The 10,610-nt window shown below is 69.7% G+C and carries 9 protein-coding genes; 6 read left to right on the forward strand and 3 right to left on the reverse strand.

The features are described from left to right. The first annotated feature begins 87 nt into the window (after window positions 1-87). The 3 genes from ABTZ94_RS18655 to ABTZ94_RS18665 all read left to right on the forward strand — a co-directional run bounded on the left by ABTZ94_RS18655 (window position 88) and on the right by ABTZ94_RS18665 (window position 2,849). Entirely contained in the window at window positions 88-429 is a 342-nt protein-coding gene (locus ABTZ94_RS18655; protein ID WP_351202148.1) for an ArsR/SmtB family transcription factor, read from the forward strand. Continuing rightward, window positions 426-2,156 carry a SulP family inorganic anion transporter gene (locus tag ABTZ94_RS18660; protein WP_351202149.1) on the forward strand — a complete coding sequence of 577 codons (1,731 nt, stop codon included), beginning with the start codon at window positions 426-428 and terminating at the stop codon, window positions 2,154-2,156. The genes ABTZ94_RS18655 and ABTZ94_RS18660 overlap by 4 nt, the downstream gene beginning before the upstream one ends. A gap of 339 nt (window positions 2,157-2,495) precedes the next feature. Beyond that, window positions 2,496-2,849 (forward strand): zinc ribbon domain-containing protein YjdM, encoded by a 354-nt coding sequence (locus tag ABTZ94_RS18665; protein ID WP_351202156.1) that lies wholly within the window; start codon window positions 2,496-2,498, stop codon window positions 2,847-2,849. Window positions 2,850-3,227: 378 nt separating this feature from the next. Here ABTZ94_RS18665 and ABTZ94_RS18670 read toward each other — a convergent pair whose 3' ends face one another. Both ABTZ94_RS18670 and gyrB read right to left on the reverse strand, forming a co-directional pair. Continuing rightward, on the reverse strand, window positions 3,228-5,342 hold the full coding sequence (locus ABTZ94_RS18670; protein WP_351202150.1) for a DNA gyrase/topoisomerase IV subunit B: 2,115 nt from the start codon (window positions 5,340-5,342) through the stop codon (window positions 3,228-3,230). A gap of 79 nt (window positions 5,343-5,421) precedes the next feature. Further along, window positions 5,422-7,467 (reverse strand): DNA topoisomerase (ATP-hydrolyzing) subunit B, encoded by a 2,046-nt coding sequence (gene gyrB / locus ABTZ94_RS18675; RefSeq protein WP_351202151.1) that lies wholly within the window; start codon window positions 7,465-7,467, stop codon window positions 5,422-5,424. Window positions 7,468-7,816: 349 nt separating this feature from the next. Here gyrB and ABTZ94_RS18680 point away from each other — a divergent pair, with 349 nt between their 5' ends. Continuing rightward, on the forward strand, window positions 7,817-8,287 hold the full coding sequence (locus tag ABTZ94_RS18680; protein ID WP_351202152.1) for a glycosyltransferase family 9 protein: 471 nt from the start codon (window positions 7,817-7,819) through the stop codon (window positions 8,285-8,287). Continuing rightward, window positions 8,268-9,365: a baeRF2 domain-containing protein gene (locus tag ABTZ94_RS18685; RefSeq protein ID WP_351202153.1), complete on the forward strand. Its 1,098-nt coding sequence runs from the start codon at window positions 8,268-8,270 to the stop codon at window positions 9,363-9,365. The genes ABTZ94_RS18680 and ABTZ94_RS18685 overlap by 20 nt, the downstream gene beginning before the upstream one ends. A gap of 40 nt (window positions 9,366-9,405) precedes the next feature. Here the strand turns inward: ABTZ94_RS18685 and ABTZ94_RS18690 are convergent, their stop codons facing one another. Next, window positions 9,406-9,858, reverse strand: coding sequence for a YbhB/YbcL family Raf kinase inhibitor-like protein (locus ABTZ94_RS18690; protein ID WP_351202154.1), 453 nt, complete (start codon window positions 9,856-9,858; stop codon window positions 9,406-9,408). A 110-nt stretch (window positions 9,859-9,968) separates the two neighbouring features. Here ABTZ94_RS18690 and ABTZ94_RS18695 point away from each other — a divergent pair, with 110 nt between their 5' ends. Further along, the gene (locus ABTZ94_RS18695; protein ID WP_351202155.1) at window positions 9,969-10,520 is read left to right on the forward strand and encodes a nucleoside-triphosphatase; all 552 of its coding nucleotides are present in this window, start codon (window positions 9,969-9,971) and stop codon (window positions 10,518-10,520) included. Window positions 10,521-10,610 lie beyond the last annotated feature (90 nt).

The raw sequence follows: 10,610 nt of genomic DNA on the forward strand, positions 1-10,610 counted from the left end.
GCTGTGGTGGTTGTGTCCGTAGGTAGCCGCAGGCACAGCACCAGGCGATACCCCAGGTCCCCAGGGTGAACAGGAGTGTGCGACACCGTGCCAGTTCCGCTGTATCAGGCCAAGGCCGAGTTCTTCCGGATGCTCGGGCATCCGGTGCGGATCCGGGTGCTGGAGCTCCTGCAGGACGGCCCGATGCCGGTACGCGACCTGCTCACCGAGATCGAGATCGAGCCCGCCGCGCTCTCCCAGCAGCTGGCGGTGCTGCGCCGCTCCGGCATTGTGACCTCCACTCGGGAGGGCTCCACCGTGGTCTACGAGCTGGCCGGCGGGGACGTGGCGGAGCTGATGCGGGCCGCGCGGCGGATCCTGACGGAGATGCTGGCCGGGCAGAACGAGCTGCTGGCCGAGTTGCGGGAAGCCGAGGTCGCGGCCCAGTGAGTACCCCTTGGGCCCGCGGCTTTGCCCGGGTGGGTTCCCTGCTGCCCTCGCGCACCGATCTGGCGGTGATGGGCCGCAGTCCGCGCCGTGACCTGCTGGCGGGGCTGACAGTGGCGATCGTGGCGCTGCCGCTCGCGCTGGGCTTCGGGGTCTCCTCCGGCCTGGGCGCCGAGGCCGGGCTGGCCACCGCCGTGGTCGCGGGCGCGCTCGCCGCCGTGTTCGGCGGCTCGAACCTCCAGGTGTCCGGGCCGACCGGGGCGATGACGGTGGTGCTGGTGCCCATCGTGGCTCAGTACGGGACCGGCGGCGTGCTGATGGTCGGACTGATCGCCGGGCTGATGCTGATCGGTCTCGCTCTGGCACGGGCCGGGCGGTACATGGCCTACATCCCCGCCTCGGTGGTGGAGGGCTTCACCCTGGGCATCGCCTGCGTGATCGGCCTCCAGCAGGTCCCGAACGCGCTCGGAGTGGCCAAGCCGGAGGGCGGCAAGGTCCTCGTGGTGACCTGGCACGCCATCGAGGCGTTCACCAGGTCGCCGAACTGGACCGCCGTGGCACTGGCGGCCGGAGTGGTTGTGGTGATGCTGGTGGGGGCCCGCTGGCGGCCCACCATCCCGTTCTCGATCGTCGCGGTGATAGCCGCGACCCTCCTCACGCAGCTCTTCCGCCTGGATGCCGCCGCCCCGATCGGGGACATGCCGGCGGGTCTGCCCGCACCTTCGCTCGGGTTCGTCGACATGTCCGCGCTCGGCTCGCTGCTGGCCCCGGCCATCGCGGTCGCCGCCCTGGCGGCGCTGGAGTCACTGCTGTCGGCGCAGGTCGCCGACGGCATGACGGTCGGCCAGAAGCACGATCCGGACAAGGAACTGTTCGGGCAGGGCCTGGCGAACATCGCCGCCCCGCTGTTCGGCGGCGTGCCGGCGACCGGCGCGATAGCCCGCACCGCGGTCAACGTCCGCACCGGCGCCTCCTCCCGGCTCGCCGCCCTGGTCCATGCAGCCGTGCTTGCGGTCATCGTGTTCGCCGCCGCCCCGCTGGTCTCCAGGATTCCGCTCGCTGCGCTGGCCGGGGTACTGATCGCGACCGCGATCCGCATGGTCGAGGTCGGCTCCCTGCGCGCGATGGCGAAGGCCACCCGTGCGGACGCGATCGTCCTGGTCCTGACCGCGGCTGCCACTCTGGCCCTGGACCTGGTGTACGCGGTCATCATCGGCCTGGTCGTCGCCGGGGCACTGGCACTGCGGGCGGTGGCCCGTCAGGCCCGCATGGACCAGGTCGACTTCCGCCCCGACATGCCCGGCGAGCACAGCGACGAAGAGCATGCGCTGCTGGCCGAGCACATCGTCGCCTACCGCATCGACGGACCGCTCTTCTTCGCCGGCGCCCACCGCTTCCTCCTCGAACTGTCCGAGGTCGCCGACGTGCGCGTGCTGATCCTGCGCATGTCACGGGTCACCACCCTGGACGCCACCGGCGCCCTCGTCCTCAAGGACGCTGTGGAGAAGCTGAACCGGCGTGGCATCGCCGTGATGACCTCCGGTATCCGCCCCGGCCAGCGCCAAGCGCTGGACTCCGTCGGCGCCCTGGACCTGCTCCAACTGGAGGGCCGGGAGTACGCCACCACGCCGGAGGCGATCGCCGGGGCCCGCGCCCACCTGCACAAGGCCGGGCTGCTGCCCGCCGTCCCCGACCAGACCGCTCCCGTCACCGAAGAGGCTGCTCGATGACCACCCCCACCGCCCGCCGCATGGTCGAGGTCTCCGGTACCGAGGCCCTGTGGGTCTGACCGCGCTGCGCTGCTGGTCCATGGGCGGCCGGCTGACCGTAACCCAGGCAGCTCGTCAACTCGCGGACGAGGGGCGGCGCCTCCCTGGTCCCCGACGACACCCATCCGCCGATCCCCGTCCACTGCGGCCTGCCCGCCGCCCTCACCGCCACCGGGCGATGGCCGGCGAGCGGCGCCAGTGGTGCAGCGACGCGTGGCCCGGCACGCGACCTGCGGCGACATAGGGCCTGAGGTAAATGATGCACAGGAACGAACAAGGCAAGGAAAGACCATGAGTGATGTGACCGAGACGCTGCCGCCGTGCCCCGAGTGCTGCGGTGCGTACACCTATGAGATGGGCGCTCTGCTGGTCTGCCCCGAATGCGGTCATGAGTGGTCGCCTGTGTCCGCCGAACCCACGGGCGCCACCGACGGCGGTGTGATCAGGGATGCGGTCGGCAACGTGCTCGCCGACGGCGACACGGTCACCGTGGTCAAGACCCTGAAGGTCAAGGGCAGCCTGAGCGGGATCAAGGCTGGCACCAAGGTGCGCAACATCCGCCTGGTGGACGGTGTGGACGGCCACGACATCGACTGCAAGATCGATGGCTTCGGCCCCATGCAGCTCAAGTCCGGCGTGGTCAAGAAGGCCTGACCCCATGCCCCGGCCCGCGAGGGGCCGGGCACGGACGCTGATGGTCCCGTCCTTGGTCAAGGACGGGACCATCAGTGTTGCCCCGCTTCCCCGCCGTCGCCTTCACCGTCCTGAACACCTGACCCCGTGCCACGCTTCCTGACCCAACCGCGTCTCGGCCGCCGGCATCCCCGCCGCGGCCCGGTCTGCGCTGTCCGCAACCCCCTGAAGGAGTGAGCCGCCCTGATCGAACGAGTTTGAGCCGCAACCGCCCAGAGTGTGACCTCGATCGCTAGGTGGCCCGTGACGCTTGGAGCCTTACTGGTCGGACAACTGCGACGATCCGTAGTTGGCCATTTGCCGGCCAGCAGTTGGCCAATCGGGTGGTGGATCGATCGGCTACGCGTCGATGCGCGACCGGTCCAGCGTCGCCGCCGAGCTGGAGACGAACTCCTTACGCGGCGCCACGTCATTGCCCATCAGCAGGTCGAAGACCTGTTCCGCGGCCTCCAGGTCGGAGAGGTTGATCCGGCGCAGGGTGCGGTGGCGCGGGTCCATCGTGGTCTCGGCCAGTTGGTCGGCGTCCATCTCGCCCAGACCCTTGTAGCGCTGGATGGAGTCCTTGTACCGGATGCCCTTGCTCTGGAACTCCATGAGCTTGTCACGCAGCTCGCGGTCGGAGTACGTGTAGACGTACTTGTCCTGGCCCTTCTTGGGCTGGACGATCTCGATGCGGTGCAGCGGCGGTACTGCGGCGAAGACCCGGCCGCCCTCGACCATCGGCCGCATGTAGCGCTGGAACAGCGTGAGCAGCAGGCAGCGGATGTGGGAGCCGTCCACATCGGCGTCGGTCATCATGATGATCTTGCCGTAGCGGGCCTGGTCGATGTCGAAGGTGCGGCCCGAGCCCCCTCCTATGACCTGGATGATCGCGCCGCACTCGGCATTCTTGAGCATGTCGGTCACCGACGACCGCTGCACGTTCAGGATCTTGCCCCGGATCGGCAGCAGCGCCTGGAACTCGGAGTTCCGGGCGAGCTTGGCCGTACCGAGGGCGGAGTCGCCCTCGACGATGAACAGCTCGCTGCGGTCGACGTCGTCGCTGCGGCAGTCGGCGAGCTTGGCCGGCAGCGAGGAGGACTCCAGGGCGGTCTTCCGCCGCTGGGCGTCCTTGTGCTGGCGGGCCGCGACGCGCGTGCGTGCGGCGGCGACGGCCTTCCCCATGACGACGCGGGCCTGGGCGGCGGCGTCACGCTTCGTGGACGTGAGGAACGTCTTGAGTTCCTTGGTGATCACGTTGTTCACGATGCGGCGGGCCGCCGAAGTGCCGAGGACCTCCTTGGTCTGACCCTCGAACTGCGGCTCGGCCAGGCGCACGGTCACGACGGCGGTGAGGCCCTCGAGGGCGTCGTCCTTGATGATGTCGTGCTCGGCGACGCGCAGTAGCTTCTTGGCGCGCAGGACCTCGTTCGTCGTCTTGGCGACGGCCTGCTCGAAGCCGGCGACGTGGGTGCCGCCCTTGGGCGTGGCGATGATGTTGACGAAGGACTTCACGGTCGTGTCGTAGCCGGTGCCCCAGCGCATTGCCACGTCCACGTCGAGTTTGCGGGTGACCTCGGCGGGCGTCATCCGGCCGTGCTCGTCCAGGACCGGGACGGTCTCCTTGAAGGTGCCCTGGCCGGTGAAGCGGAGCACGTCGCAGATGGGCTTATCGGCGTTTGCCAGGTACTCGCAGAACTCGCCGATGCCGCCGTCGAAGCGGAAGGACTCCTCGCCCTTGCTGCGGCCCTCGCCCAGGCCGTACTCGTCACGGACGACGATGGTCAGGCCCGGCACCAGGAAGGCCGTCTGACGGGCGCGCTGGTGCAACGTGTCGAGGGAGAGCTTGGCGTCCTTCAGGAAGATCTGGCGGTCGGCCCAGTAGCGCACGCGCGTGCCGGTACGCGACTTGGGGATTTTGGTCGTCCGGCGCAGGCCCTGGGCCGGGGTGAAGGGGGCGTCGGGCCCGGGGCCGGTGTGGGTGCCGGGGGTGCCGCGGCGGAAGCTGATGGCGTGTGTGCGGCCGTGGCGGTCGACCTCGATGTCGAGCCGTGCGGATAGGGCGTTGACCACGGAGGCGCCGACGCCGTGCAGGCCGCCCGAGGCGGCGTAGGAGCCGCCGCCGAATTTTCCGCCGGCGTGGAGCTTGGTGTAGGCGATCTCGACGCCGGACACGCCGGTGCGGGGTTCGGTGTCCACGGGGATGCCTCGGCCGTTGTCGGTGACCTCCACCGAGCCGTCGTCGTGCAGGATGACCTCGATGTGATCGCAGGCTCCAGCCAGGGCCTCGTCGACGGCGTTGTCGATGATCTCCCACAGGCAGTGCATCAGGCCACGGCTGTCGCTGGAGCCGATATACATGCCTGGGCGTTTGCGCACGGCCTCGAGTCCTTCGAGGACCATGAGGTGCCGTGCGGTGTAGTCGGAGCCATCCTGCAGGCGGTTGACCGGGGGTGGGGCGGGGAACGTGCTCACGCAGTGCTCTCCTCAGCAGCAAACGGTACGGGCGGGGCTTCGGACCGGGTCGGCCTGGGGGCGGCCGGCGTGCGGCAGGTCAGATGTCGAGGAAGCGGACGTCTTTGGCGTTGCGCTGGATGAAGTGGCGGCGTGCTTCGACGTCCTCGCCCATCAGGACGGAGAACAGGTCGTCGGCGACGGCTGCGTCGTCGAGGGTGACCTGGCCCAGGACCCGGTGGTCGGGGTCCATGGTGGTCACGCGCAGTTCCTCGGCGTTCATCTCACCCAGGCCCTTGAAGCGCTGGATGGAGTCGTCTTTGATGCGGCGTCCGGCCTGCCGGCCCCGTTCGAGGAGCAGGTTGCGTTCGCGGTCGGAGTAGGCGTATTCAACGTGGTCCCGACTCCACTTGATCTTGTAGAGCGGGGGGCGGGAGAGGTAGACGTGGCCCTCTTCGATCAGCGGCCGCATGAAGCGGAAGAGGAAGGTCAGCAGCAGGGTGTTGATGTGCTGGCCGTCGACGTCCGCGTCCGCCATCAGGATGATCTTGTGATAGCGGAGCTTGGCGATGTCGAAGTCCTCGTGCACGCCCGCACCGAACGCGGAGATGATCGCCTGGATCTCCTGATTGTGGAGGATCTTGTCGATCCGGGCCTTCTCCACGTTGAGGATCTTGCCGCGGATCGGGAGGATCGCCTGGTACTGCGGGTTGCGGCCGGACTTCGCTGAACCGCCGGCGGAGTCGCCTTCAACAATGAAGATCTCCGACTGCGAGGGGTCGCTGGACTGGCAGTCGGCCAGCTTGCCCGGCAGCGCCGCGGACTCCAGCAGGCCCTTGCGGCGGGTCAGGTCGCGCGCCTTGCGGGCCGCGACCCGGGCTGTGGCCGCCTGGATGGCCTTGCGCACGATGTCGGCCGCCTCGTTCGGGTTGCGGTCGAACCAGTCAGTCAGGTGCTCGTGCACGACCTTCTGCACGAAGGTACGCGCCTCGGTGTTGCCGAGCTTGGTCTTGGTCTGGCCCTCGAACTGCGGCTCGCCGAGCTTGACCGAGATGATCGCGGTCAGGCCCTCGCGGATGTCCTCGCCGGAGAGGTTGCCGTCCTTCTCCCGCAGCAGCTTCCTCTCGCGCGCGTAGCGGTTGACCACGGTGGTCAACGCCGTGCGGAAGCCCTCCTCGTGGGTGCCGCCCTCATGGGTGTGGATGGCGTTGGCGTAGGAGTAGACGCTGTCGGCGTACTGGCCATTCCACTGCAGCGCGACCTCGACCGACAGCAGCCGCTCGGCGTCCCCGGCGCCGATGGAGATCACTGAGGGGTGGACCGGCTCGCCCTTGCGGGCGTTGAGGTGGGCGACGAAGTCGGTGATGCCTCCGTCGTAGCGGTAGGAGACCGTCTTCGCCACCTGCTCCTCGGCAGTGTCCGAGCCGGCTTCGTCGGCCGCGGCCGTGGCACGCGCGGACGGACGTTCGTCGGTCAGCGTCAGAGTGAGCCCTCGGTTGAGGAACGCCATCTCCTGAAAACGCCTGGCCAGCGTCTCGAAGGAGTACCTGGTGGTCTCGAAGATCGCACCGTCCGCCCAGAAGGTCAGCGACGTGCCCGTCCGGGAGGTGGCTTCGCGGCGGGCAAGCGGGGCGGCAGGGGCGCCGTCCTTGTAGTCCTGAGTCCACCGGTAGCCGTCGGTCCGGATCTCCGCCGACAGCCGGGTCGACAGGGCGTTGACCACCGACAGGCCCACACCGTGCAGACCGCCGGAGACCGCATATCCCACGCCCCCGAACTTCCCGCCCGCGTGCAGCACGGTCAGCACGACCTCGACGGCCGGTCGCTTCTCCACCGGATGCATCCCCACCGGAATGCCGCGGCCGTTGTCGACCACCCGCATGCCGCCGTCAGCCAGGATCGTCACGTCGATCCGGTCGGCCACCCCCGCCAGCGCCTCGTCCACGGAGTTGTCCACGAGCTCCTGCACGAGGTGGTGCAGCCCTCGCTCGCCCGTGGAGCCGATGTACATCCCGGGCCGCTTGCGTACGGCGTCGAGACCGTCCAGGACAGTGATCGCGTTGGCGTCATAGGACGCAGCCTCGGCATGGCCGGTCTGCTCAGATCCGGAGGTGTCGGTGTCGGTGCGTGTGCCGTAAGTGGTCACAGATGCTCTCTTTCGGGCATGACAGACCGCGCTCTGGCACCACGGTGCGGGAGCGGCCGGACATCTGGCGGGAACGGGGCGCGGCAACACAAAGAGGACCCCTGAGCCCGCAGGGCTCGGGACCAGTGGCTGCCGGAACGCTCTCAGGATACCGAAGATGCCTCCCACCCTCGGGGCGAGAAGGCGCCCATACGCCTCCGTGGCCCCCTTTCGCCATATCGATCGATCCCCCCTGCGCAACGTCCATCAAAATGCACCAGGGAAGCGTACGGCGGCTTTCCTGATGCCTTGCTGCGCAGGGCCGCAGGCACTTTCTTCGGAGTGACTCTCCGCGCTCGTCAGTCGCGCTGTGTCAGGCCGCCGGCTCGCGGCCCGTCAGAGACTCTGCTCGGCGGAGGGCTCTTGGCTGGAGGCGTGCCGTGTTCGCTTTCGAGCGCAGTTCTTCCGGCAGAACACCTGGAACGACTACCGCACCACCACCAACCAGCAGACGTGGACCGAGCTGTACTTCGCGGTCTCCGGATACGAGTACGCGGGCGAGCCGTACGTCCTCAAGGTGCCGGAGGCCGCTCGACGGCGGGCGGCCGGGCTGCTCGGGGAGCGGACCGGGCCGCGGGTGTGCCTGAACTCGGGCGGGTCGCTGACGACGAAGTTGTGGCCGGCACGGCACTGGGCCGAGCTCGCCGTAGCGCTCATCGACCACGGGGCGCAGCTGGCCGTCCTGGGCGGGCCGACCGCCCGCCGGGGAGCGGCGGCGGGCGCATCATCGAAGGTGTGGAGTCCATCGATGAGGAGTGGCGATGAGGCTGTCGTTCCTTGATCCCCTCTACGCGGAGCCGGGCCCGTACGTCTCCGTGTACCTGGACACCTCCCGAGACGTCGACCATCCCGAGCGGGCGATCGCGCTGCGCTGGCGGCGACTGCGCGAGAGCCTGTCCCGTCAGGGCTCGGACCGAGCGCTGTTGAACGCGCTGGAGGAGGTCGTCGGCGCCGACACGGAAGTGCCGGGGGTGCACGGTCAGGCCATCTTCGCCGCCCACGGCACGCTTGTCCTGGACGGGGAGCTGCCGAGCCCGCCCGAGCACGACTCCGCGCGCTACAGCACCCTGCCGGACGCGATGCCCCTGGTCACCCAACACGTGCCAGAGATCCCCTACATGGCCGTGGTCGTCCACTACGGCGGGCTTCCGACCGCCGAGACCCACGGCTGGGTAACTCTGGAGGCGGAGACCGGCACCTGGCCCGCGTCCACCGTCACCCCGGGTGAGCGGCTGCACCGCAGGGTCGCGGTGGCGACCTGGCACCGCACCTCCCTCCGGCTCGGCCACCGGCTGGACGAACGGGCGCGCCGCGCCCATGCCGACGCCGTCGTCGTAGGCGGGGACGAATGGGCGTGCAACGTACTGATCCGCCGTCTGCCGCACACCCTGCGGGACAAGGTCGTACGCGTGGGCGGCCGGACCCCCACCGACACCGGACGCGCCCTGCTTGAGCCGCAGCTCGACGGCGTCTTCCGTGGCCGCATGGCCGCGCACGACCGGGAACTCGTGGACATCTTCATCGGCCGGCGTGCCCTGGACGGACCCATGACGGAGGGGCTGGCCGCCACCGTCGCCGCTCTTCAGCGCGGCCAGGTCGCGGTGCTGCTGCTGAACCGGCCGCCCGAATCCTCGCTGCGGCTCTGGGCGGGCTCCCGGCCCACTCAGCTCGCCCTGACCGAGGCGGAGCTGGTGTCCTTCGGAGTGCGGGCCCCGCGCGAGGAACGTGCCGACGAGGCCCTCGTCCGTGCCCTCGTCGGCACCGGTGCAGAGCTGGTCGTCGTACCGGAGAGCGAGCTGAGGCTGTACGAGGGCGTGGGCGCCCTGCTGCGGTACACCGACGCGGGCACCCCGTCCTGACGCCGACGCGCTCCGCTGCCCGGATCACCGGCTGCTGCGCTCAGCGCTGATAGGTCCCGACCAGGGTGCCGGAGGCCAGCTCCCGGCTCTGCAGGGCGCGGTGCACGTCCTCGGCGCCCGGGTGGTCGCGCAGCTGCGGCGGCCCGGACAGGGCGTACAGGCGGAAGAAGTAGTGGTGCGGCCCGTGCCCCGGCGGCGGCATCGGCCCGCCCCAGCCCACGCGCCCGAAACCGTTGGGCCACGGCAGGCCGCCCTGGGGCTTCTGCCCCTCCCTCACCTCGCTGGTCCCCGGATCGATGCCCGTCACCAGCCAGTGCAGGAAGGTCTTCCCCGGTGCGTCCGGATCCTCGCACAGGAGGACCAGCTCCGTGGCCTCGTGGGGCACCCCCGACCAGGTCAGGGGCGGCGAGATGTTCTCTCCCTCACCGCTGTACCGCCGGGGGATCACCGTGTGGTCGTCGAACGCGGTACTGCTGAGTTCAATTCCGCTCATACGCGCCGCAATACCCGCAAGGACGGCACTGCCACCGGTCCGCACCGCAAACCCCCCGTTCGGCCGAGCCCGACCGGCCCGCTTCCGCCAGGCGGGGTGAGGATGGCCGAGTGCCGACAAGGATCCTGCTCGAGGGCCGCCCTGGCGCGGGCAAGACGACCGCCCTGCGCCGACTGGCCGCGCTGCTGCCCACCCGCGCAGCCACCGGCTTCACCACGGAGGAGATCAGGCAGTCCGGCGCCCGCGTCGGTTTCGCCCTGGAGACCGTGGCGGGTCGACGGCAGGTGCTCGCCCATGTCGACCTGCCCGGTCCGCCGCGGGTGGGGAAGTACGGGGTCGACCTGGGCGTCATGGAACGACTGGCGCTGCCGTCGCTGCGGCCGGCGGCGGCCGACGAGGCGCAAGGCCGACTGGTGCTCATCGACGAGCTGGGCCGGATGGAACTGGCGTGCACGGCGTTCCGCGACGCGGTCGAGGCGCTGTTTGCCGCAGAGGTCGACGTCGTCGCTACGGTCCACGCACACCGCGACCCGTTCACCGACGCCCTCAAGCGACGTACCGACATCGAGGTCGTCCACCTCACGCCGGCCAACCGGGACGCCCTGCCCGGGGAGCTCGCGTCCCGACTGCAGCAGCCCGGGCACCACGAAGGGCCTGGCTAGTAGACTGTCGCGGCTAATTTCTGGGGTAGAGGTGGCGCAGTTTGATGCGTGCGTCGTGGGTGGTGAACTGCCAGTTCACCTGACGCTGGT

The organism is Streptomyces sp. NPDC002785 (assembly GCF_040295565.1).
In the GTDB taxonomy this organism is placed as follows: domain Bacteria; phylum Actinomycetota; class Actinomycetes; order Streptomycetales; family Streptomycetaceae; genus Streptomyces.

Bases quoted from the DNA above. Each gene is read 5' to 3' on its own strand.
- ABTZ94_RS18690 (WP_351202154.1), bottom strand. From the start codon at position 9,858: ATGAGCGGAATTGAACTCAGCAGTACCGCGTTCGACGACCACACGGTG.
- ABTZ94_RS18685 (WP_351202153.1), top strand. From the start codon at position 8,268: ATGAGGCTGTCGTTCCTTGATCCCCTCTACGCGGAGCCGGGCCCGTAC.